This is a genomic window from Shewanella sp. MTB7 (assembly GCF_027571385.1).
Classification (GTDB): domain Bacteria; phylum Pseudomonadota; class Gammaproteobacteria; order Enterobacterales; family Shewanellaceae; genus Shewanella.
The window spans coordinates 1713844-1736988 of the sequence record NZ_CP085636.1; the positions used below are offsets into that span (position 1 = coordinate 1713844).

22 protein-coding genes and 1 pseudogene are annotated in these 23145 nt (G+C 43.3%); 9 read left to right on the forward strand and 14 right to left on the reverse strand.

Annotated features, from left to right (window positions below; translation table 11 throughout):
• Positions 1 to 72: 72 nt before the first annotated feature.
• Positions 73 to 1320, reverse strand: a complete 1248-nt coding sequence (gene nhaD, locus HWQ47_RS07135; RefSeq protein WP_269970480.1) for a sodium:proton antiporter NhaD — start codon at positions 1318 to 1320, stop codon at positions 73 to 75.
• Positions 1321 to 1910: 590 nt separating this feature from the next.
• Here nhaD and HWQ47_RS07140 point away from each other — a divergent pair.
• Positions 1911 to 2114 (forward strand): hypothetical protein, encoded by a 204-nt coding sequence (locus HWQ47_RS07140; protein WP_269970481.1) that lies wholly within the window; start codon positions 1911 to 1913, stop codon positions 2112 to 2114.
• 78 nt (positions 2115 to 2192) lie between these two features.
• Here HWQ47_RS07140 and hemL read toward each other — a convergent pair whose 3' ends face one another.
• From hemL to HWQ47_RS07170, 6 genes and pseudogenes are all read right to left on the reverse strand, one after another.
• Complete coding sequence (gene hemL / locus HWQ47_RS07145; RefSeq protein ID WP_269970482.1) at positions 2193 to 3479, reverse strand: glutamate-1-semialdehyde 2,1-aminomutase; 1287 nt, start codon at positions 3477 to 3479, stop codon at positions 2193 to 2195.
• Between the two features lie 29 nt (positions 3480 to 3508).
• Positions 3509 to 3759, reverse strand: a pseudogene (locus HWQ47_RS07150) (hypothetical protein); the annotation flags it as partial.
• 309 nt (positions 3760 to 4068) lie between these two features.
• Positions 4069 to 4497: a c-type cytochrome gene (locus tag HWQ47_RS07155; protein WP_269970483.1), complete on the reverse strand. Its 429-nt coding sequence runs from the start codon at positions 4495 to 4497 to the stop codon at positions 4069 to 4071.
• Positions 4497 to 4877 (reverse strand): cytochrome C, encoded by a 381-nt coding sequence (locus tag HWQ47_RS07160; protein WP_269970484.1) that lies wholly within the window; start codon positions 4875 to 4877, stop codon positions 4497 to 4499. Before HWQ47_RS07160 ends, HWQ47_RS07155 begins: the two co-directional genes overlap by 1 nt.
• Positions 4877 to 6103: a sulfite oxidase gene (locus tag HWQ47_RS07165; protein WP_269970485.1), complete on the reverse strand. Its 1227-nt coding sequence runs from the start codon at positions 6101 to 6103 to the stop codon at positions 4877 to 4879. The genes HWQ47_RS07160 and HWQ47_RS07165 overlap by 1 nt, the downstream gene beginning before the upstream one ends.
• 2 nt (positions 6104 to 6105) lie before the next feature.
• Positions 6106 to 6369 carry a c-type cytochrome gene (locus HWQ47_RS07170; protein WP_269971683.1) on the reverse strand — a complete coding sequence of 88 codons (264 nt, stop codon included), beginning with the start codon at positions 6367 to 6369 and terminating at the stop codon, positions 6106 to 6108.
• Positions 6370 to 7041: 672 nt separating this feature from the next.
• Here HWQ47_RS07170 and aspA point away from each other — a divergent pair.
• The gene (aspA, locus tag HWQ47_RS07175) at positions 7042 to 8493 is read left to right on the forward strand and encodes an aspartate ammonia-lyase (protein WP_269970486.1); all 1452 of its coding nucleotides are present in this window, start codon (positions 7042 to 7044) and stop codon (positions 8491 to 8493) included.
• A 78-nt stretch (positions 8494 to 8571) separates the two neighbouring features.
• Here aspA and HWQ47_RS07180 read toward each other — a convergent pair whose 3' ends face one another.
• Positions 8572 to 9237, reverse strand: coding sequence for a DedA family protein (locus tag HWQ47_RS07180; protein WP_269970487.1), 666 nt, complete (start codon positions 9235 to 9237; stop codon positions 8572 to 8574).
• 419 nt (positions 9238 to 9656) lie between these two features.
• Here HWQ47_RS07180 and HWQ47_RS07185 point away from each other — a divergent pair, with 419 nt between their 5' ends.
• The 5 genes from HWQ47_RS07185 to alr all read left to right on the forward strand — a co-directional run bounded on the left by HWQ47_RS07185 (position 9657) and on the right by alr (position 14435).
• Positions 9657 to 10364 carry a TerC family protein gene (locus HWQ47_RS07185; protein ID WP_269970488.1) on the forward strand — a complete coding sequence of 236 codons (708 nt, stop codon included), beginning with the start codon at positions 9657 to 9659 and terminating at the stop codon, positions 10362 to 10364.
• Between the two features lie 368 nt (positions 10365 to 10732).
• Positions 10733 to 11071, forward strand: a complete 339-nt coding sequence (locus tag HWQ47_RS07190; RefSeq protein WP_269970489.1) for a P-II family nitrogen regulator — start codon at positions 10733 to 10735, stop codon at positions 11069 to 11071.
• Positions 11072 to 12370: an ammonium transporter gene (locus HWQ47_RS07195; RefSeq protein WP_269970490.1), complete on the forward strand. Its 1299-nt coding sequence runs from the start codon at positions 11072 to 11074 to the stop codon at positions 12368 to 12370.
• 207 nt (positions 12371 to 12577) lie between these two features.
• The gene (locus tag HWQ47_RS07200) at positions 12578 to 13042 is read left to right on the forward strand and encodes a carboxymuconolactone decarboxylase family protein (RefSeq protein ID WP_269970491.1); all 465 of its coding nucleotides are present in this window, start codon (positions 12578 to 12580) and stop codon (positions 13040 to 13042) included.
• A gap of 172 nt (positions 13043 to 13214) precedes the next feature.
• The gene (gene alr / locus HWQ47_RS07205; RefSeq protein WP_269970492.1) at positions 13215 to 14435 is read left to right on the forward strand and encodes an alanine racemase; all 1221 of its coding nucleotides are present in this window, start codon (positions 13215 to 13217) and stop codon (positions 14433 to 14435) included.
• Between the two features lie 1228 nt (positions 14436 to 15663).
• On the opposite strand, the gene HWQ47_RS07210 is transcribed toward alr, so the two are convergent.
• The gene (locus HWQ47_RS07210) at positions 15664 to 16188 is read right to left on the reverse strand and encodes a superoxide dismutase family protein (protein ID WP_269970493.1); all 525 of its coding nucleotides are present in this window, start codon (positions 16186 to 16188) and stop codon (positions 15664 to 15666) included.
• A 238-nt stretch (positions 16189 to 16426) separates the two neighbouring features.
• The gene (locus tag HWQ47_RS07215) at positions 16427 to 18136 is read right to left on the reverse strand and encodes a chloride channel protein (protein ID WP_269970494.1); all 1710 of its coding nucleotides are present in this window, start codon (positions 18134 to 18136) and stop codon (positions 16427 to 16429) included.
• 94 nt (positions 18137 to 18230) lie between these two features.
• On the opposite strand from HWQ47_RS07215, the gene HWQ47_RS07220 reads away from it, so the two are divergent.
• Together HWQ47_RS07220 and erpA are read left to right on the forward strand one after the other, a co-directional pair.
• Positions 18231 to 19154 (forward strand): DUF6776 family protein, encoded by a 924-nt coding sequence (locus tag HWQ47_RS07220; RefSeq protein ID WP_269970495.1) that lies wholly within the window; start codon positions 18231 to 18233, stop codon positions 19152 to 19154.
• Positions 19155 to 19254: 100 nt separating this feature from the next.
• Positions 19255 to 19623 (forward strand): iron-sulfur cluster insertion protein ErpA, encoded by a 369-nt coding sequence (gene erpA / locus HWQ47_RS07225; RefSeq protein WP_269970496.1) that lies wholly within the window; start codon positions 19255 to 19257, stop codon positions 19621 to 19623.
• Between the two features lie 107 nt (positions 19624 to 19730).
• Here erpA and HWQ47_RS07230 read toward each other — a convergent pair whose 3' ends face one another.
• The 4 genes from HWQ47_RS07230 to HWQ47_RS07245 form a co-directional block, all read right to left on the reverse strand.
• Positions 19731 to 20168 (reverse strand): hypothetical protein, encoded by a 438-nt coding sequence (locus HWQ47_RS07230; protein WP_269971684.1) that lies wholly within the window; start codon positions 20166 to 20168, stop codon positions 19731 to 19733.
• An 85-nt stretch (positions 20169 to 20253) separates the two neighbouring features.
• Complete coding sequence (locus HWQ47_RS07235; protein WP_269970497.1) at positions 20254 to 20631, reverse strand: DUF2750 domain-containing protein; 378 nt, start codon at positions 20629 to 20631, stop codon at positions 20254 to 20256.
• A 203-nt stretch (positions 20632 to 20834) separates the two neighbouring features.
• Positions 20835 to 21533, reverse strand: a complete 699-nt coding sequence (aqpZ, locus tag HWQ47_RS07240; RefSeq protein ID WP_269970498.1) for an aquaporin Z — start codon at positions 21531 to 21533, stop codon at positions 20835 to 20837.
• Between the two features lie 162 nt (positions 21534 to 21695).
• Positions 21696 to 23081 carry an alkaline phosphatase gene (locus HWQ47_RS07245; protein WP_269970499.1) on the reverse strand — a complete coding sequence of 462 codons (1386 nt, stop codon included), beginning with the start codon at positions 23079 to 23081 and terminating at the stop codon, positions 21696 to 21698.
• Positions 23082 to 23145: the final 64 nt, after the last annotated feature.

Consider the following 23145-nt stretch of genomic DNA (forward strand, 5'->3'; position numbering starts at 1 on the left):
TAAGTTTGTGACAAGTTGATGAATAAAAAGCCTGCAAATGTTCGCAGGCTTTTTTATGTTGTCTGTCCTAGCCTAGCCATAGAAGTGATTGGCGAGCAGCAAAGTCAGGCCATAGCCTAAGCAATAACATAGTAATAGCGCTGGCACATACCTAAGGTAGCTGACGAAGGTCAACTCCTTCACTTTGCTCATGGCGATAATACCGGAGGCGGAACCTATCACTAATAATGACCCTCCGACGCCAACTGAATAGGTAAGACCTAACCACTCTGGTGTACTTAACACGGGTTCGGCTTTGAGTAGTGCAGCGGTAAGGGGGACGTTATCCAATAGTGCAGAGCCAATGCCGGTGACAAAGTTTGAAATATTAGGGTCGTACATGGCATAGACCTGGGTTAAGAGATCTAAAGTACCTATCTCCTTGAGCATACCCACTAGCAGTAATATACCGAGGAAAAATAGCAAGGTATCAAACTCAATTTGACGAATATACTCGAGGATTTGCATCTCCTCTTTGTTCGTTCTGAAGATATGACCCACAAGAAATAAAATAGACAAGCCAGTTAAAAATGTCAGTACAGGTGGGATGCCAAATAAGATATTGAGCACCATAGTCGCAATAATGGTACAGAAGAAGATGATGGCTATCACGACATCGACCTTATGGTAATCCTGTTTAATGGGTGTGGTGCTCACATGCCCTTCGGCTTTTAGTGAAAACAGAACGGCGAGCAGCATCACGCTAACTGCGGCAGGAATAAAGAGGATTAACAGTTCTGACATTTGTACGTGGCCATCGAGGAAGATCATCAGGGTGGTGACATCCCCCGTTATCAGTGATACACCGCCTGAATTGACGGCAAAAATGATCAATACCGCCATTCTGCGTTGCATCTGACTGTCGAGTTTGAAGGTGGTTAACAAGCCGAGTGAAACTAATGTGGCGGTGACATTGTCACAGATGGCCGAAAGGATCAGTGAAAAGAGTGCGACCTGCAGCATTAAGATGCGTACCGAGACCTTTTGTGGGAACAGTTTCTGCACTAAGATTTGGATCATTCCCTTCGCATTAAGGTAGGCAACGAAGGTCATCGTCGACATTAAAAACAGCCATAGGGTGGCAATTTCAAGTAAATTTTCATTTAGCTCAGTTTCAATTATTTTCTCATGTGCGGGATCCCCTGCAGACATAAAGAGCACAATCCATGAAATACAGCCAAAAAAGAGTGTGGTTTTTGCTTTATTAAGGTGGGTGACCTCTTCAAAAATAATACTTAATAGTGCCAGAACGGCGAGGGAGATCAGGAATATGTAGAGCATACGACAGTTCCTACAGCTGTTTATCTGTTAAGAGTAAACAAGGCTAAGAGTTAAGGTTGAATTAATCTTGTTGCGCTAGGCGTGCGAATTAAGCCATAGGGATGGGGATAAAACAAGGGTTAACTGCGTCAAATTTTTAATAAAATTGCGATATTGGTCACGTGAAGCATAAGCTTACTCTGAATAGGTATCGTGTACGATTACGTTACATAAAGCGATGATTAATACTGTGTGAATGGATACAATTCAGAGCTAAACACTCCGTAAAGTGTAGGATTTATTGATAACTAGCCTTATTTTGGTATAAACACCAGAATAAATGCTAATTTATTTTTTACTATATTAGCACTAGCGGCTCAACGTGATTATTCTATTAAAATAATAACTTGGCATCGTGCATTTTGTATGCAATTTTCATAACTTAAAAAGTCCTCCCGATTGCCCCACGAGTGAAGGTGTCAAAATATTGACTGTTCAAAAAACATCCAGTAAAATGATTGCCAATGAGTCTGATAGTAGACAGGGATTTACGAGTAAAAGGATGTTTAGAGCACTATCTATATTTACACCAATTTACGGGGAGAAGTAGAATGAAGTTTTTATTCAGGGCTATTTTACTATTGGGTTCTCTTGTTTGGTTGGTAGTGTGCGCAAAGCAGTTTGTTGGTCTGGGTATACTCGATAATCCAGCAGTAGCCATAGATAATCCGACACTGTTAATTCAAATATTTATCGCGCTAATGATTTTTCGTTCAGCTTGGATGTTTGGCCAGATGAAAAGAAGACGCTTCTAATTTAATCACATAAACAAAAAAGGACGCTATATGCGTCCTTTTTTGTTTTCTCCAGATTCATCACCTGGATAGGTCGCGCTATTTAGCCATCTTAGCAAAAACACGATCAGCAGCAGCCAACGTTTCTTCTAGCTCTTTCTCACCGTGAGCCATAGAGAGAAAACCAGCTTCATAAGCGCTAGGTGCAAGATAAACACCTTCATCTAACATGCCGTGGTAGAAGACTGGGAATATGTCAGCATCACATTTAGTGACTTGATCGAAGCAAGTCACTTTCTCCTCTTCGGTAAAGAACAAACCGAACATGCCGCCAACATAGTTAACTGACATCGCAATACCATGTTTGTTGGCAGCGGCTTTAAAGCCTTCTGCAATTCGCTTGGTCTTAGCGGTTAGCTCTTCATATAAACCTTCAGCGCACAACTCTTCCATCTGTGCTAAACCTGCAGACATGGCAATAGGGTTACCCGATAAAGTCCCTGCTTGATAAACAGGACCTGTCGGTGCGATAAACTGCATGACATCTTTACGGCCACCAAATGCGCCCACTGGCATGCCGCCACCGATCACTTTACCTAAGGTTGTTAGATCTGGTGTTACGCCATAGTAACCTTGTGCACCGCTCTTTGAAACGCGGAAACCTGTCATCACTTCATCGATGATTAACAAGGCACCATATTGATCACAGATAGCACGTAGCCCTTGAAGAAAACCTTCAACGGGTGGAATGCAGTTCATGTTGCCGGCAACGGGCTCAACAATGATACAAGAGATAGCATCTGGATACTGCTCGAATAGCGCTTGAACTGACTCAAGATCGTTATAGGTCGCTGTTAGCGTGTGTTTCGCGAAATCTTCAGGAATACCTGGTGAGCTAGGCTGACCTAAGGTCAATGCACCGGAACCTGCTTTAACTAGCAAACAGTCTGCATGGCCATGGTAGCAACCTTCAAACTTGAGAATTTTGTCACGATTAGTAAAGCCACGTGCCAGACGAATCGCACTCATGGTCGCTTCAGTACCTGAGCTCACCATACGAACCTGTTCGATCGAAGGAACCATCTCGATGACTTTCTCAGCCATCTTGACTTCAAGTTCAGTCGGCGCACCAAAAGAGAGGCCGTTTTCGACGGCGTCTAATACTGCTTGACGAATTTTAGGGTGGTTGTGACCTAAGATCATCGGGCCCCAAGAACCTACATAGTCAATATAAGCTTTGCCGTCGGCATCATAGATATAAGCCCCGTCGGCTTTATCAATAAAACGTGGTGAACCGCCTACGCCATTGAAAGCACGTACTGGCGAGTTAACGCCACCTGGAATGGTTTTTTTAGCTTGTTCAAAAAGTTCGTCGGAGCGGGTCATGATCAATCCTTTAAAAGTCTATTGCTGGGTTATCGTTCGGTTTTTCGTGAATACCAGTTAACCGAATACTCGTATTTTTCTAGTTGTGTGTAAATGTTGTGGCTAAGTCGAAACTTTCCATGGTATTTACTCGCCTCTTCCTGTGAAGGGAAACGCTCCTTTGAATGCGTGTAAAATAGAGTATATCAGCCTGTGCCAGATTACCTTCAAGTTGATTGGTAATTGTGATCTTATCCCCAGCATTTTCGATGTCAGCTAGCACTGAGTCTGGCATGGCCAACGCTTTTGTCTAAGGGCGTTGGGTACTATAGGAGTTCCAAGGTTGAATATCTGGTGAATGGCATTCAAATCAAGCTGATTTACTGAGAGGATATGAGATCTTTGACACGGAGTCATCAGCCTTATTTCCAATATCTGAGGCGTGAATCGCAGGTGTTCCCCCGATTTTCTTGCTTAACGTTATATGCGGCACTATAGCAGAATCACACTTGCAGTGGAATATCTGCGCTCTGTATTCTGAGGCATTCGTTTGCAATAAAAACCCGACATTAGTAGTCGGGTTTTTATTGCTTTCGATTCATATACTCGATTATTTAGTCAAGTTGAGTGGTGCCTGTTGAGCATAGTAGAAAGCCACATCTTTCATCTCAGCCTCCGACAACATTCCCGCTTGTGCTTGCATGATAGGATTGGTGCGTTCTCCGAGTTTAAACTCGATAAGTTGTTTAAAAAGGTAGGCCGTTTTTTGTCCCATCAAACTTGGGTAAGTGGGCATTATGGTTAACATAGCACTGCCGTGACAGGCGACGCAGCGTGTGGTGGCTAACGCTTCACCTTGGGCAAGGTCAAACTTTTTGGATAACACCTCTTTACTTAACTTGAGCCCAGATACGGCCAGAGATTCACTAAACTCAGCTTCTGCACTCACTAGGGGAGCGGTGGCAAAGCTGCAGCAAGAGAACAGAATCCCAGCGGTTAGCAGTGACGTTTTTAAACTTAATGTATGTAGCAAAGCCATTATTCCTGCTCCCTGTGTAGTGGAAGAGGGGGCATCTGGGCGGCTTCTAATGGTTTACGCCTAAAAATTCTCATGTCGATACCCGATTCATTGTAATAAGTTTCCAGATAATCGAGAACAGGATCCCAAGTCTCATTAAGCTCCCATAAACCTTGGGTGTCGATCATCCACTGTATCGTATCGCGCCATACTTCTCGGCTGCCCACGTTTTGTGGAATAATCAAACTGGTGTGGCAAGCATTACATTGGTTTTTAACGATTTCCCAGCCCGGAGCCATGATAAGACCTGTGGCCTTATCTACCGGGTACTGTTCGGCGGCAGCGGCACCAAAACTGCAGGTACCGAATAACAAAGCAAATACATAAAGGTATTTTTTCATTATACGACCCTTACAGCAACTCTATGGCAACCGTTAAATAGGTAGCCCTTGGGGTTCCATTGTGGTTGAACCATAGGCTGACTATCGCCTTTTGTGTCAGTTGCTCTAGCCCAGATCTCGTAATAACCAGTTTGAGGTAAGTTTAGGTTTATGTTCCATTGCTGCCAGGCCATTGGGTTTACAGGCTTAGTTAAAGAGGCTGTTTGCCAAGTCGTGCCATAGTCATAGCTCACTTCCACTTTCGTGACGTCACGAACACCAGCCCATGCATGGCCGCTGACTTCAAGTACTTTACCTAGCGTGAGTTCACCACCAGTTTGCGGCGAAGTGATAAGCGACTTAACGATCATCTCTTCAATGATTTTAAAGTCTTTGCTGTCGACTTTCTCACCCGGAGCAACAGGGTGTTTAGGTACCTGATAAGCCGGTGCGCCCATCTTCTTACCGTCGTGAACACGATCACGTACGCCCATACCGGTAGCACACTTTTGTGAGACAGAACCTGGACGACCGCCAAAGACGATACGCAGTGGGTAGCCGTGCATGTAAGGGATCGCTTCGCCATTCATGTCCCAGGCTATCATGGCGTTTTCATTCATTGCGGCTTCGATAGGTACACCACGGGAAATCGCCGCGCCTTTACCACTGATGTGCTTATCTGCGCCATAGTGAGCGGTATACACAGCATTGCTCTTAACACCGCAATCGGCTAATACATCTTTAACCAATACACCGGTCCACTCAGCACAAAAAACTGCAGTATTACTCCACTGGTTTCCTTTAGCATTAGGGTAGAAGTTCTCACGACTGTTACCACCACATTCAAGCACTAGCTGTTGAGTATGGGTTTTGAACTTGCGCTTGAGTTCGGCAATAGTGTAAGTCTTTGGGGTTTCAATAGACTCACCGTCGACAGCGAACTCCCAAGTGTCAGGATCGATACTCTCAAAGTCAGGCATTTGGCCATTCCAACGAATAAAGGCGACATCGGCAGGTGTTTTTACCGGGGCAAGTAGGTGTTCTGGTGGAAAGGCGTTTAACGGACTCGAGTTAAGCACTTTAAAATGTTCAGGAAGATCTTCTACTTTCGACCAAGTAACGGCAGATACATCGAGAGTGGCCATTCCTGCAGGGCGGTTCTGAGCAAATGCCCAGTTAAGCGGTAGCATTGCTGTGACTGAAGTGGCTACTGCGCCTTTTAAAAATTTACGTCTATCGATAGTCATTGTTACTCTTCCTTGCCTTGATTGAAGTGGTCAGCCATCGCTTTCATCTGCTCAGTTGTGAGTAGGTTGGCGACTTTAGTCATTGTTTCATCTTGGCGTTGGCCAGTTTTAAATTGTTCTAACTGTTGCACCATATAGGCTGCATTTTGCCATTTGAGGTTAGGGATAGAGGGAAACTCACTGCTTCCATCTTTACCGTGGCAAGCTTTACACATATTCAATAGATCTTGGTCTGTCGCCGCTGAACTTGTGCCACAAAATAGCATCAGAGATAAAGCCAATGTGACACTGAAGGTCTTCATAACAGGACCTTTTTGATTCTTATTTATACCCATAACCTTCCTTCACTACTTATTTCAGCTCGGTCGCTTATTCGCAAGTAAACGAGATTCACTTTATTTGCTTTTAATTGATTTACATCAATGTTTTTAACTCGGCTTTGCTATAGGTGGTTACGTTACCTTTAAATACGATGTTGGGTATGTAAAAAGTTATAAAAAATTATAAAAATGAAATGAAAAACCTTTTAAAACAGTTGATAATGTTAAAGTTTAGCGAGATAGGTGGCTTAGGCAATGATTATATTTTTGCTGAAGGAAATGGGTTTCTGATAACTTTTAATTGTGTTTGTTAAAGCCATGTTGATTGATACTAAGTCAAATGGTGGGCAGCTCTTGATTGACTAGGGTTTAGGAACATCCATTGGCGTGCTTGATGCCGTTGTCATAGATTAGATAAATAATGGCGTATTTCATAAAAGGTATTTAAGCCGTTTCATGTCAATGTTACCCTTGTTTGGACAGTAAATTCTGATGACATAATTGGTGTGATATCGATCGATATATTCCGGTATTAATAAGCAAAAAGCCTCACGTTTTTATACGATTAATTATGTCATTTCATCTAAGCATTAATCACAAGTAGAAGTGAATTTAGCCATGACGCTAGTGTACTCAAACCACAATCAAGAAACACGTTTAGAGACGGATCTGCTGGGGGAGAAATTAATCCCGAAGGAGGCCTATTACGGTATCCATACTCTTAGGGCGATGGAAAATTTTAACATCAGCAGTGAGAGGATTGGGGATTGTCCTGAGTTTATTCGTGGCATGGTGATGACTAAGAAAGCAGCGGCCTTGGCGAATGGAGAACTCGGTACTATATCCCCAGATATTGCCAAAGCGATTGGTAGAGCGTGTGACACCTTATTAGCGAGTGAGCGGTTTTACGATCAATTTCCGATAGATGTATTTCAGGGCGGTGCAGGCACATCGGTGAACATGAATACTAACGAGGTGATTGCGAATATTGCGTTAATTCAATTAGGGCACGCAAAGGGCTGTTATCAGTATATCAATCCCAATGATCATGTGAATAAGTCTCAAAGTACCAATGATGCCTACCCAACAGGATTTAGAGTTGCCTTGTTTGAGCGTACCGATTCAGTGTTAGCTGTACTAACAGTGCTGATTGATACCTTTATGACTAAATCGTCAGAGTTTGATGATGTATTAAAGATGGGACGTACACAGTTGCAAGATGCGGTGCCGATGACTTTAGGTCAAGAGTTCCGCGCATTTGGTGTCACCTTAAAGGAGGAGATTAAGAGTATTAAACGTTGTCAGGAGTTATTGCTCGAGGTCAACTTAGGTGCGACAGCGATTGGCACCGGTCTTAATACGCCAGAGGGCTACTCTCAATTAGCTATCAAAAAACTGGCAGAGATCACTGGTCATGCTTTTGTGCCTGCAGATGACTTGATTGAGGCGACTTCAGATTGTGGCGCTTATGTGATGTTGTCCAGTGGTCTAAAACGTTTCGCGATTAAACTCTCTAAGATCTGTAATGATCTTCGCCTGCTCTCTTCTGGCCCTCGCTGTGGATTCAATGAGATTAACCTACCTCAAATGCAGGCGGGTTCTTCGATTATGCCTGCTAAGGTAAATCCTGTTATTCCAGAAGTGGTCAATCAGGTGGCCTTTAAAGTTTGTGGTAACGATCTCACCATTACGATGGCGGCAGAAGCGGGTCAACTACAGCTTAATGTCATGGAGCCAGTGATAGGTCAGAGTTTGTTTGAATCTTTATCGCTGCTCGAAAATGCGTGTATTACTCTTAATGATAAGTGCATTAAGGGGATCACTGCTAATCGTCAGGTTTGTCAGGATTTTGTGCTTAATTCTATTGGCATTATTACTTACTTGAATCCATTTATTGGTCACCATGAGGGCGATATTATCGGTAAGATTTGCGTCGAAACTGGAAAAAGTGTACGAGAAGTCGTTTTGGAGCGAGGTTTACTTTCAGTGGAGGAACTCGATGAGATATTCTCAATTGAAAACTTGATGAACCCGCAATATAAAGCGCAGCGATTTGCTGTCGGCACTTAACGTTAGCAGACTATAGATGAAAGCCGGAGTGGTTAGCTCCGGCTTTTTTATAAAGAGATACTGTTATTTAAGTAGAGTTTAAATCGGTTTAACTGTTCGTATTCTTTTGAGAAGGTAACTGGTTAATAAGCTGATGATGGCAATCGCTAGTGTTAAAAAAGGCGCGACCATCAGTCCCATAGTGACCACTTTAGCAATCTTCTCTGGTAGAAAAGAGAGGGCATAGCCAACACCAATCAGTAAAGCACACCAGCTGCCAGCACTGAGCCAAGCAAAATAATGGAAATGAGACACTTTTTTAATATGCAATCCCATCATTAAAGGCAATAAAGGACGGACTACAGGAATAAAACGGGCGGTAAACAGTGCCAGTAAGCCATGACGATTGAGTAAATTATCCACTGTCTTCATGCGTTTTTCTGGTACAGCATCTATCCACTTTTGAATTTTGGGTAATTTATGTAACCAACGTCCCTGTATAAATGCTAACCAACTGCCGGTAGCGGCGGCAACGACTAAGAGCACAAAGACAAATGGTAGGCTAATAATGCCAGCGGCAGCTAAGCTGCCAGACAGGATAACAACACTGTCACATGGCATTGGTGCGGCGGGAAGGAAGGCACTTTCTAGCCAGATAAGCGAAAAGACACATAGGTAGATCATTGTTGCACTGCCGGGACTTTGCAGCAATGCAAAATCTTGCTGCCACAGGGCGGAGAGTACTGCAATAAATGAATCTAGCATTCTTAGTGTTCCTAAAGAGGGTTGATATTGTGCTCAAAGTAGTTTGCTTAGGGTGAGCATAACTTTTGATAATTGGAACTGAACTGATTATTCTGAATAAATTTTACAGTACTATACATCAGGTACTAAGAGTCCCCTATTAACTATTTCGAATCATTAATAAACTTACATCTTCTGTTAATTATTAATTAATATAGGCTTAGTTAAAGTAGCCAGATTAATCCCCCTGATTGACCATTACAAGACTTAGTTTACTTAACTTCGGTTATTTTATAGTGCTTTATTGAGACGCTATCCTTGGATATGACTATATCTGCACAGCGAGTTTGCTATGCTTTCCTGACTATGACACCTACACCTTAATCGTGTTCAGCTCATCTAATGGACATGATCCGTATTTTTAACTCTGGAATTTAAAAATGGAACTGCTGCTCGATCCCAATGTCTGGATGGCGTTATTAACATTAACCTTGCTAGAAATAGTCTTAGGTATTGATAATATTATATTTATCAGCATATTAGTGGCTAGGCTACCGGAACATCAGAGAAAACGTGCCCGTAATTTAGGCTTAGGTTTAGCTATGCTCTCCCGTATACTATTGCTGCTTTCTATTGCATGGGTGATGAAACTAACCGAGCCCTTCTTTAATGTAATGGACCATGCAGTTTCAGGACGAGATCTTATCTTGTTGTTTGGTGGACTCTTTCTTATTTATAAGAGCACCACTGAGATACATGCCTGCTTAGAAGGAGAGAGTGAGGAAGCGCCTAAAGTTAGAAGCAGTGGTTTCTTCTTTACACTGATTCAGATAGCTATCTTAGATATCGTGTTTTCATTGGACTCGGTTATCACCGCTGTTGGCATGGCCGATGATGTTGAAGTGATGATACTCGCGATTGTGATTGCTGTCGGGGTGATGATGTTTGCTGCTAAATCAGTGGGCGATTTCGTTGAGAAGCACCCAACAGTGAAGATGTTAGCATTAACTTTCCTCACTTTAATTGGCTTTACCCTGCTGGCTGAAGGTTTCGGTGTGCATATTCCTAAAGGTTACATCTACTTTGCTATGGGCTTCTCTATTGCGGTTGAGGTGTTGAACCTAAGGGTTAAATCGAAGCAGGCATAAGTTAACATCAACTAAGCTTCTATCAGTTAAGCCTGCCATTATGGCAGGCTTCTCTTTATCTTCCTCATTATCATACCAATCGGTATAAGAAAGTGATCTACTCAGAGTCTTTTTGGCAAACACATCTTTAATACCGATTGGTATTATCAATGACCTTGCTGCACTTTTATGTGGCAAAGGTGCAAAGGTGCAAAGGCGTGCACTGTGAATGTGCGGTCTCACTTTTTATGCACCATCCTGATGCATTGCAATGGACTAATAAAACCCACTTCTTCTTCAATGTATTGAAAATATAGATTTTTCGTTAATGGCCTGATTCCTGCTTTAGCCTTCCCTTATATTTGTTGTACATATTATGGGAGATGGCATTGAAACTTATCACCGCAATCATTAAACCTTTTAAATTGGATGATGTCCGAGAGGCGCTTTCTACATTGGGCGTTCAAGGCTTGACGGTCACTGAAGTTAAAGGGTTTGGGCGTCAAAAAGGGCACGCAGAGCTCTATCGAGGTGCAGAGTATTCTGTCGATTTCCTACCAAAAATCAAATTGGAAATTGCCATTTCCAGTGGCCATGAAGATGAAGTGATAGCAGCGATTATTGCCGCCGCTAATACCGGTAAAATTGGTGACGGAAAAATATTTGTTTCACCACTTGAGCAAGTTGTCCGAATTAGAACGTCTGAAGAAGGTGATGAGGCAATTTAAATGAAGTGGATTAAATGGTGTTTCCTGATTAGTTTTAGCTTGTTATCTTTCCCCTCTTTGGCTGAAGATAGCGGATTTAATGGTGCAAATACCGCTTGGGTATTAAGTTCATCAGCTTTAGTGTTGTTAATGACATTACCGGGTTTAGCCCTGTTTTATGGTGGATTAGTTCGCAGTAAAAACGTGCTCTCGATTCTTATGCAATGTTTTTCAATTGCAGGTCTCGCTTCGGTGATCTGGTTTGTGTTGGGTTATTCGTTGGCATTTGATAGCGGAAATGGTTTTGTCGGTGGATTCGATAAGATGATGTTAGCCGGTATCGGTAGAGATGATCTGGTCGGCGATATTCCTGAGCCGTTGTTTATGTTGTTTCAGATGACTTTTGCGATTATTACTCCCGCTTTGATCATTGGTGGCTTCGCAGAACGAATGAAATTCTCTGCTGTTATGTTATTTACAGGTGCTTGGTTGTTACTGGTTTATGCCCCAATAACGCACTGGGTGTGGGGAGGAGGCTGGTTAGCCGAGTTAGGTCTATATGATTTTGCTGGTGGCACCGTCGTGCACATTACCGCCGGTGTTGCAGCACTGGTTGCTGCAAAAGTGCTGGGGCCGCGTAAAGGCTTCCTCAATTCAGCTATTATGCCTCACAACCTAACGATGACCGTGACCGGTGCTGGCATGTTATGGGTCGGTTGGTACGGCTTTAACGGGGGAAGCGCTTTAGGTGCTAACGGAACTGCAGCGATGGCCATTTTAGTGACACATTTAGCAGCGTCCATGGGCGCCATGACTTGGGCTGCAATAGAGTGGATTAAGTTTGGTAAACCCAGTGCCCTGGGGATTGTGACCGGTATGGTGGCTGGACTTGGCACCATTACCCCTGCATCTGGATATGTTGGCCCAGGAGGGGCGCTGGTGATCGGTCTCTTGGGGGGCATCGTATGTTTTTACTCTACTGTCTATATTAAGCAAAAATTGAAGATAGATGACTCATTAGATGTTTTCCCAGTACACGGTGTTGGTGGCGTTCTGGGCACTTTATTGGCAGGCGTTTTTAGTTCAACACAGCTTGGGGTATTCAGTGGTTACGGTTTCGCCGACGGAAATGAGACCATGCTAGATCAACTTGGCGTGCAGCTTATTGGTGTCGTCGCCACATTCACCTATACCGCTATTGTCTCTTGGGTGCTGTTTATTATTATCGGCAAATTGCTCAATGGCTTAAGAGTCAGTACTGAACAAGAGATCACAGGTTTAGATCAATCTGAACATGAAGAGAGCGGCTATATCTTGTAACACCAAAGCCAGTGAGCCTTCAAAGTAAGGCTCACTGCTCCTTTACTTTAAGTTGATTAAACGCTTCAGGATTTGTTATTAACACAATGCGATTACTGTTTATGAGGAGAGTGTTGAATCGTCTTCAGGCTCACCTTGTTGCTTTATGCTACAGTGTTTCAGCGATGGTAGAAGTTAATAAGTCCACTTAACCTGATAGGAAAGAAGATGACTGATGTAATTTTTAAAAATACGCGTTTCGATCCCGACTTAACCCCTTTTCATGAGCAAGCCAAACAGATGGCAAAAGCTTTTGGTTATACGGCAGATTTGGATTTTGATAAAAACTTAGCTCAGCTTGTGCGTTTGCGAGTCGCACAAGTTAATCAGTGTTCCTATTGCCTTATCTTACATACCAAAACTGCACGTGAGGTAGGGATTGATCTGGCTAAAATTGATAATTTAGCCAGTTACTGGGAATCAGAGCTGTATGGCGAGCAAGAGAAAGCTGCTTTGCGGTATTGTGATCGCCTTACCCATGGGGTGGACTCCAATTTTCAAGAAGTTCATCAGCAGGCTAAGCACTACTTTTCTGACAAAGAGATGGCCGAGCTGGCTGCAATTGTCATCAACATGAATTTGTGGACACGTTTGAAACTAGCCCAAGGTGCTACACCTAGCTACGCGGAGTAGAAATGGTCTGTTCAGGTCGAGGTAACGATGCGATATGTGTAGACGTCTGTCAGACGTCGATTGTCATGGCGAGATAACACGCTGCAGACCTTATTAATGTTAGACAAACCCCACAGACATGGCTCAAACCTTGCGTTATAGTAATAATATAAAACTTACTAATCAGACAGTTATGAATACAAAACGCACAGTTATAGCCATGTTTATCACATCCATTTGTTCTTACTCTACAGTAGCCGCCCCATTTCTACCGACCGATGGTGTATCACCTGTTGAAGTGGTACAAGCAGCAAACAGTTGGTTAGAGGTTAACCTTACGCAATTTGATACCAACATTAAGGATCTAAAAAAGCACATTAAGCCTGATGTGAAAGTATGTGCAATTATGAAAGCTGATGCTTACGGCAACGGTATCGCAGGCTTGATGCCTATTATTCTGGCAAACAATATTCCCTGTATTGGTGTAACCAGTAATGAAGAGATACGTATTGTGCGCAACGCCGGATTTAAAGGGAGTTTGATGCGTGTTCGTTCTGCTTCAATTGCTGAAATCAGCGACACGTTACAATACGATGTAGAGGAGTTTGTGGGTGATATAAATCAAGCAAAGCTTCTGTCAGATATTGCCGCTAAATTGGGTAAAGCTATCAAGGTTCATCTGGTTTTGAATAGCGGTGGAATGGGACGAAATGGTGTTGATGTAACGACTAAAACGGGCATGGATGAGGCTGTGCAGATCGCGACAACAGTGGATCTTGATGTTGTTGGTATCATGACTCATTTCCCTAATTATGACCGCGATGAAGTACTTGTTAAGTCTAAGTCGTTCTACAATAGTGCATTAGATATTATCAAATACTCAAGCTTAAACCGTGATACCGTTACCATTCATTCTGGTAACTCATTCGTCGCATTGAATGTCCCTGAAGCCCACTTTGATATGGTACGTCCAGGCGGTGTTCTGTTTGGTGATCAACCGACAAACCCAGAATTCCCTCCTATCTTCACTTTTAAAACTCGCATTGCCGCTCTGATCGATCTTCCCAAGGGCGCAACCGTGGGTTATGACTCTACCGTGACGCTAGCGAGAAAATCGACACTTGCAAACCTACCTGTCGGCTACAGTGACTCCTTCCCTCGAAAAATGGGCAATAGAGCCGATGTGTTGGTTAATGGCCAACGATCAAAAGTGATAGGAGTGATCTCGATGAACACATCGATGATTGATGTCACTGACTTGTCGGGAATTAAAGAGGGTGATGAAGTTGTTCTGTTTGGACACCAAGGTATGGAAAGCATCTTAGCCCCAGAGTTCGAAAAAAATGCTGATGTTATCTTCCCTGAAATATACACTCAATGGGGTCAAACTAACCCCAGAATTTATGTGAACTAACACTAAGTTTACCAACCTTCGAATGAAGGTTGGTTACATTTTCTGGTTTAGCTTCTGGCTGAGTTGGTATTGGGTGGTGTGTTTGAAGGTCTGAGCTTCATTGTGATCTATCGCTTGCAACCGGTGCCGTGCATGGATGCAGCAATGTCGTGATCACATGGTCGATGATGTTCCCTACACCATACATTTCCCATATCCCTATGGGTCAGATGTGAAAGAACGACCTTACGTGCAAGTAATCCCTCGGTACGCTGGTTCTTGATTTAATAAGAGTCATTCATTAGCGCTCTGCGATTTCCAATAACCTCCCTGTTAAACGGCCAGTTCGGCGTCCCAGCCTCTCGTTCGAAGAGTATCACTTCGCGATACCTCACCCTGAAATCGAAGTCCTCGTGCTCACTTGGACCTGATAGTTTATCTCTTCGATTTGGCTGTATTAAGTAAGGCTTTGTAAATCATTTCTGCTCCAAAGTTAGCTAACCTTCGAATGAAGACTGATTACATTCTCTTATTTAGCTTCTGGCTAGTTTGGTATTTGCAGGTGTGCTTGAAGCTCGTACCTTCATGGTTGCCTATCGCCTCCAGCGGGGGAATGTGCAGATACTTCTACGAGACGCCACTAGCACATCCCTGTGGGCTTTACGGCAGCTTCCATGCTGTCAAAACTCGTAGCCGCACCTACACCTGATAATTTATCTCTTCGATTTTGACTTGTCTGAGTAAGTCACTAACACGGAAATGCCCCAAAACGATTTAGCGGAAGAAGTAAGGTCATGTAAGCGGAGAAGAGCCCATTTCCTAATCTCAAAGCCCAGTTTTAGAGCCTCAGTTCTAACGCACTTTTGTCCAGAAATGAGTAATAACGACAAAGCCTAATTCGAAGAGATAAACAATCAGGTGTGAATGCGGCTATGACCTTCGACAGCATGGACGCTGTCGTAGAGGCTATAGGGATATACTTGCGCCGTGTCATAGAAGTATTTACACATAAGGCCTGCTGCAAGCAATAGATATCAACGAAGCTATGCCTATCTGGCAATAACCAAATACGAATTTAGCTAAATGAACCCAAGCTAAAAAGATATTTGAAACTTGCTATCAGGCAAGTCAGCAAGCTTTTGTCCAAAAGTGAGTTTTATCGGTAATCACATCGGTAATCATATATAAGCTGTTAATTCAGTATAAAAAAGCCTCGCTAAGCGAGGCTTACGTCCCAAATTAGCAATAGCTACTTAATAGTACCGCACACCATTCTAGAGCCTCCACCACCAAGCGCCATAGGATGATCGGAATGGTTATCACCGCCTACATGGATCATGAGTGAACGTCCTTGCAACTCTTCAAGCGTCAACTTCGGTGCTAAGACAGGGTTGTGAGCTTGACCTTTAAGATCTACATAAAGAGCGGGTAGATCGCCCTTATGATTACCTGCCCCCCAAGGGTAACCATGTTTATTATTTTTTTCAGGATCATAGTGCCCACCAGCAGCTCCACCTACGATTGTCTTGCCGTTTTTCATGCTTTCACCACAATTAGGGTTTTGATGAACGTGAAAGCCATGAAGACCTGGTGATAGTTTGTCTAAATGAGGTGTAAAAATCACACCGTATTGGCTTTTATCAACAACGATGTCACCGACTATTTTTCCAGTGGTTAAATCCTTCATTTCAAACGTAAGACTTTCGTGAGCTCCAGCGACAGCCGAACCCGTTAGACCACATAACAAAGCAGCCATTAAAATTGATTTTTTCATTTACACTCTCATTTTTATAGGATAGAGGAGTAAATATCCTATAAAAAACTATATATTATTGTGACCACTCTCTCGTTTTATGATTATGTAATTGCAACAATAATAACATGTTAATTGTGTATAACATGTTATTCTTCGATACATATAATAGAAGACAATCTGAGCATGGCTAAATATCAAAAAGGCTAAACGGTTCCAAGTAAAATGATATTAGAAACTTGTTATCCGACAAGTTAGCTCAACCTTGGTCCGAACGTATCACCTTCAGTAATGCGGTCCAGCCGATAACGCCGACAATGTTGTTTCTATGCTCTTGATAGATATAGACCTCGCCTCGTCGTTTAGGGGAGAGTATCTCATAGACCTCATTAAGTGTTGCGGTATCAGGGAGACCTTTGATGGGATGGCGGGTGAGAGAGCTGTCTGAATCTGATTGCTGCATCTCTAACTGCAACATCTCCATCTGTTCTTGTGCGTTGCGCACTAACACTGACCGGCCCTCGGCGCGTTTGAGTACCTCAAGTAACAGCTCGTTGTTATCGGTGACGATGACCATGCGTTTATCCATTAAGGCGCGGACACCGATTTTCTGCAGTGCCAGCTTAACCGCTGAGACCTTATAGTCTAATCCCATGATGTCTAACTGCCTTAAGAGTAAAGAGGTCGTATTAAAGACTTTATTAGCAACCAGAAAGGCGGGGATACTGACAAACATAGCCGGCAGAATTATAGACGGATTATTGGTCATCTCAAGTAAGGCAACGAGTGCGGCCAGTGGTGCACTTAGACAAACGCCCATAATGGTGATCATTCCAATAATGGTGTAAAAACCAATATAGGGGGCGATAGAGGGAAAAAACAGAGCACTGGCAAGGGCTAATATTGCTCCAACGAGCGCCCCGACGCCATACAGAGGGCCAATCATTCCACCGGGTACTGCTAGGCCTATTGCGGCAATGGTGGCGATCATTTTACACACTAAAAGCGCGCACAAAAATATAATGCTGGGGTGTTCATTGATTGCTTGTGTGATAGTGAGTTGGCCACTGCCTAAAGCTTCAGGAATGAGTAAGCCGACAATCGTGGTGATGATCCCCGCGAGTAACAATCGGTAGATAAGTGGCCAGTGTTGACCTGTCGCTGTCACTTTTAATAAAGAGGCATTAAAGAGCGCGGCAACACAGCCTAAGATCACACCACAAATAGCCAGTATAGGGTATTGAGATAGCGGAATGTCGATAATGCCGATTTGATCGTATTCGTGAATGTTTCCGAAGACAAGTTGCGATGATACCGTGCCACAAATTGCTGCGATGATAATGGGAAGAAAATAATGAGCTTTGTATTCTCGTAAAATCACTTCGAAGACGAAAATAACCGCAGCGAGGGGGGTATTGAAAGTGGCGGCAATTCCCGCTGCAATACCACTGGAGCAAATTATGCGGACACTGTTATCTGGCAATTTGAATTTTTCAGCCATGACACTGGCTGTGACGGCTCCCAAATGAATAACGGGCCCCTCTAATCCGACTGAAAAGTTAGCGGATAGGGCAAATAGCGCCTGAAAAAATTGGCTCGGAGCCGTTTGCAGTGGTAGCTTGCCATAATGTAACTTAACCCTATGTAATACATAGGCGATCCCCATACGTTTATAACGTTTTGAGGTCATTCGGGCGACAATCCAGATCAAAACTGAGCCGATGAGGGGTAATAAAACTCGCCAGTCGTCGATTACCTCAGTAAAATCCAACTCGCTGGTCTGGGTATAGGTGTTAATCCACTGAAGCAATAAGCGAAATATTATGATCACAGCAGATGCCATCAGCGCGAATAGTAAGGCGAGCAGTGACAGCTGTAGACTGACCTTTGCCTGAGATAGGGTATCTTTAAGTTCAGAGTTCAGGTATTTCTGCCATTGAACACGGATTTTATTGAGTCGATACAGCAAAAGTGCCTTCCAGATTATCTTTTGTTTTTATCATGCTTGATGAGACAAAAGTTAAAACATCATTAAAACCATTTAGAGAAGAGGTTGTTAGTTAATGCCAAATTATCATCGTTGGGTCGATCGTATGCAAGTGATTGAGCGTAAGATCAGACCATCGAGTGTGTATCTTTTACTTTTGATACTCGTGGCTTTTACCGTTGGAGGCTTGAGTATCAGCCTTTGGTTCGATCACAATCAACCTAAGCAACAGAGTAACACAGAAGAGATTGATAAATGGGCAAAACAGCTCAGCGTTCAGGCTCAAACTCTGGCATCTAGGAATTTAGAACTGGTATTGGAGCGAGAAAGCAGTGATAAGATGCAGCAGATGTTTGCTGAACAGCATCATAAGCAGCGTGAGTTAGAGAGAGAACTTAGGTTTTACCGCAGTATTATGGCTCCGGAGAACAGTGCTGATGGCGTTTCTATTGAGGCGGTAGAGTTAACCCCAGGTCTTTTAGCCAGACAATATCGGCTTCAACTCATTCTCACTCAGTTGCAAAAGCGTAAACAGTCCCTCAAAGGGAAATCGTCTATTATCTTAGTCGGTGTTCAGGATGGAAAAATCGTTGAGCTCGACGTAGCACAATTGCTGGATAACAAGCACTTGCTTGATTTTAGTTTTCGATATTTTCAGATTTTAGATGCCGAAGTCACTTTGCCAGAAGGCTTTGAATTATCTAGAATTAAGGCTAAAGTTAAGGTACCTTCGAGTCGCTGGACAAAGGGATCTGAAGCAGAAGTCGAATATAGTGTTGAACAGTTGCTACCTGAATATACCCGCGAGGGGCAATTAGCTGAAGAGTTAGCTGTAAAAGCAGCGCTCAATAATACATTAAGAGATATAGAGACTGACACCGATATCGATTCTACTTCTGAGCTTGCCCCAGAGGGGAGCAGGTTGGAAACAAAGAGTGTTAACACTAAAGTTGTGAAAGATGAGCTTTTAAGTGGTTCAGTGGATGAGTCACAGAAATAGAATGAGATAATTAAATACCCAAGTCGTTTGGGTATAATACTTGAACAAAATGGTCAGGTATCGGATAATCCCGCTCAGTTAATCGATGTAAGAGGTACTAATGTCTGAAGAAATAGCTGAACAAGCGACGGAACAAGATGAATTGCCAATCCGGTTTACGGATGCCGCAGCATCAAAGGTTAAAACCTTGCTCGAAGAAGAAGAAAATGATGCGTTGAAACTGCGGGTGTACGTTACCGGTGGTGGTTGTTCTGGTTTTCAGTATGGTTTTACTTTCGATGAGAAAGTCAACGAGGGTGACTTTACTGTGGAAAAACAGGGTGTACAACTTGTTGTTGATCCCATGAGCCTGCAGTATTTAGTCGGCGGTGAAGTGGATTATACTTCAGGTCTTGAGGGTTCTCGTTTTTTCGTGAAAAACCCTAATGCAACAACAACCTGTGGTTGTGGCGCGAGTTTCTCGGTTTAATCGATAACCCGCCGTTAGCAAGCATAAAAAACCAGCATCAGCTGGTTTTTTTGTATTTAATTTCTTGAACTCGCAACTCGCTGCTTTTTTTGCTTCGAACGCTGGCGCTAATTCATAATATTCAAGTTTATCTTACTGTTAAAGTAGGCTTTAACCTTAGGCGTAAACGCTATCCATACCTGCAGCATAGACAGTAAGATCAATATGGCAAATATGAGGTAGTCAGGCACTGTACCTTCGAACCCACCTAGCTTAAATAGTGATGGATTGCCTACCACTAAGTTGTCGGGATCATACAAGATAATCGGCAGCATGCTTATCAGACCTAGCTGTATCACGGTATAGCCTTGCAACATATACATGGCTGATCTTTGACGACCGAGTATGGCAACCACCATTAGCAAGGTGAGTATACAAAAGAGCACCCCCTGTTTTGCTATGATGCCGCTGATAGAGGCAACAGTGAAGAAAAGACAGAGAGCTGCAAGCCGCTTAGGCAACTTGGTTTTATGCTTTGTCAGGCCGACATGACTGGTTGTAGGCAGATCTTGTGTCTCAGTCTCTGCACTTTTCTTGTCTACGGCTTTAGAGGCTTTAGGATCCAAGTTGTTTCTCCCTGTTTAACTTGAACTAGTGTTTTTGCTGCTTTTTTGGAGCTAAACGTTGTTCAACCTCAAAAGGCTCAATAACAACACCTAAGTCGTCTTGAACAGGGAATACAGCCACGAACAGATCATCATCTTGCATTCCTGGAACCCAACGCTCTAACCATTCATCCAACGGGATAGACAGTGGAGTACACTCTTTCCAGTCATCAATAGCCCATAGGTTTGCAGCTTCTTCGCTTGGCCACATCGGGATGCAATCTTCATCATCAGTGGTTAGCATTACGCAACCATCATTGTCTTGTAGTGTCCAAAGTGTTTTATGCTCCTTAGCCTGCTCGACGAAGTAGTCATATCTGGCTTCGGGTGTCATCTGACTTGCTTCTTTTGCGCTTTTACTCATGGTTTATCTCATCTATTTGCTTGGGCCTGAGCCAATTGATGCAGATAATAGCATCTCGTCGGATGGATATTAAAAGGTTTTAGCGTATCGCCGCTGAGAAATTGGTTGATTTAAGTATTTTGGTTGATAAAAGTAACCAAAACGACGCTTAACTGAGTAGCTGAGCGTCGTTTTGGTTTAGCGTTGAGTAGAAATGAAAGTCACTAACTCTCTTTAGTGTCAAAAACCTTGTAGATCATTCCAGCTAAAATGGCACCTGCGATAGGCGCTACCCAAAATAGCCACAACTGTGAGGTCGCCCAATCACCCACAAAGAGTGCTGGGCCGGTGCTGCGGGCAGGGTTAACTGAAGTGTTAGTGACAGGAATACTGATAAGGTGGATCAAGGTGAGCCCTAAACCAATCGCGATAGGGGCAAACCCTTGGGGAGAGCGTTTATCGGTAGCACCTAAGATTATCAAGAGGAAGAATATAGACATGACAACCTCAATCACTATAGCCGAGGTTAGGTTATAGCCCCCTGGTGAGTGATCGCCATATCCGTTAGCGGCAAAACCATCGGCAAGGCTAAAATCAGCATTACCAGAGGCGATAAGATACAAAATTCCTGCACCAGCAATACCACCAGCAACCTGAGCGATGATATAGGGTAATAGTTCATTAGCGGGGAAGCGTCCTCCTGCCCATAACCCTATAGATACAGCGGGGTTGAGGTGGCAACCTGAAATATGGCCCACGGCGTAGGCCATGGTGAGTACGGTAAGACCGAAAGCAAATGCAACACCTAGAAATCCTATTCCTAATTCGGGAAAGGCGGCAGCTAATACGGCGCTACCACAGCCACCTAAAACAAGCCAAAGCGTACCAATAAATTCTGCAGTCATTTTTTGAGTCATATTCATTTAATCGTTCCTTATGTATGGTCATCAGCCTCAGAGTTGGGGTAATACTGAGTGTGACGCCTAATCATTAGACTTAACTACTTTATGAGTCACTAATCAAGTGTGGATGCGAATTTTATTATCAATTTTGTTACATTTTTAAGTATTAGCCTCTTTGCTGCGTTACTTTATTTGTCCGTTAATAATATTGATTAAACTGGCGCCTATTTCGGTATTATCTTTGTGGCCGGTGAAATATTGCTGACCTTTGCCATAGGCAAAAATGGGCACATCGATAGCGGTATGTCCGCTCGTGGTCCAACCGGTGTAAGTGATTTTATCGATAAAGTGCAGTAAATCCTTTTCAATGAGCTTATTCGGTTTATCTTGTTTTACGCGACTGCTGAGCTGAAGCCGCAGAGAATCTAAGTTTTTAGCGTCGATATCCAAACTTATATGCTGTGATAAAAACGTGGACAAAGAGGTGGCAGTATTAAGCACGTTAAGATCGTCAATGATTGCCTGTGCAATAACATGAGGTAAGCTGGTAACATTATGAAGTAACTTGCCTTTCCACTGATAGGTACCTTCATTGCCGAGTGTCAGTCCACCAGTAGAGTGATCAGCCGTTGCCACCAGCAGCGTATCGGGATTGGCGTCTATAAATGATTTAACTAACTGTAGAGTGCTGGCAAAATCGTGCATTTCGGCCATGGCACAAGCGATGTCATTTTTGTGACCGCACCAATCTATTTGACTGGCTTCAACCATTAGTACAAATGGCGTCTCTTGAGCTGCGAGCAACTCAAGTGCGGTGTGAGTCATGGTGGTTAATCTTAAGGGATCTTTACTTCCTAAGGCGAAAGGTAAGCCTTTAGACGCAAATAAACCTAATGCAGGCAGCGACTCAATCGTGTTTAATTCATTAATATTATTGATGTACTGATAACCGAGTTGTGTGAACTCTTGGGTTAAGTCTCTATGCTCTCTGACAAAGTATTTAGTACCACCGCCTAACATTAAGTCTGCCATTGGTTGGCCGTTGATTACATTGCTCAGATAGCTGTCGGCTATAGCGTCATAGTTTCGGCGACTTTCATTGTGAGCGAGAAAGCTGGCTGGCGTGGCATGGTTTATCTGGGACGTGACCACGACTGCGGTTACCTTACCTTGTCCTTTAGCTATTTCGAACATCGTGGATAGAGGGTTGTGTAAGTGATCCACTGAGATGGCACCATTATAGGTTTTATGGCTGGTGGCGAGTGCAGTAGCAGATGAAGCCGAATCGGTGACATAAGTGTCATCATCGGGGTATGTGCTGGACATACCGACAAGAAGTTGATCAAAGATGGTCTTTTCCACGGTTTTGGTAGATGCGTCGTCGGCATAGTAGCGATATGCTGAGGTATAAGCAGGTCCCATACCATCTCCGATAAGATAGATAATATTTCGTGGTAATTGCTCGTTGCCAGTTAAATGGGGGGATGGAGTGCCTTGAGCGAATGCGGGTAGTGCTGTAAAACTGCTGCAAAAAGCTGAAACAATGAAAAGTTTGCTAAGGTGATGCATAGGTATATTTTCCCAGAAATGGCCCTTGAAATAACTGAGCCAATAATTAACGTCGCACTGAATT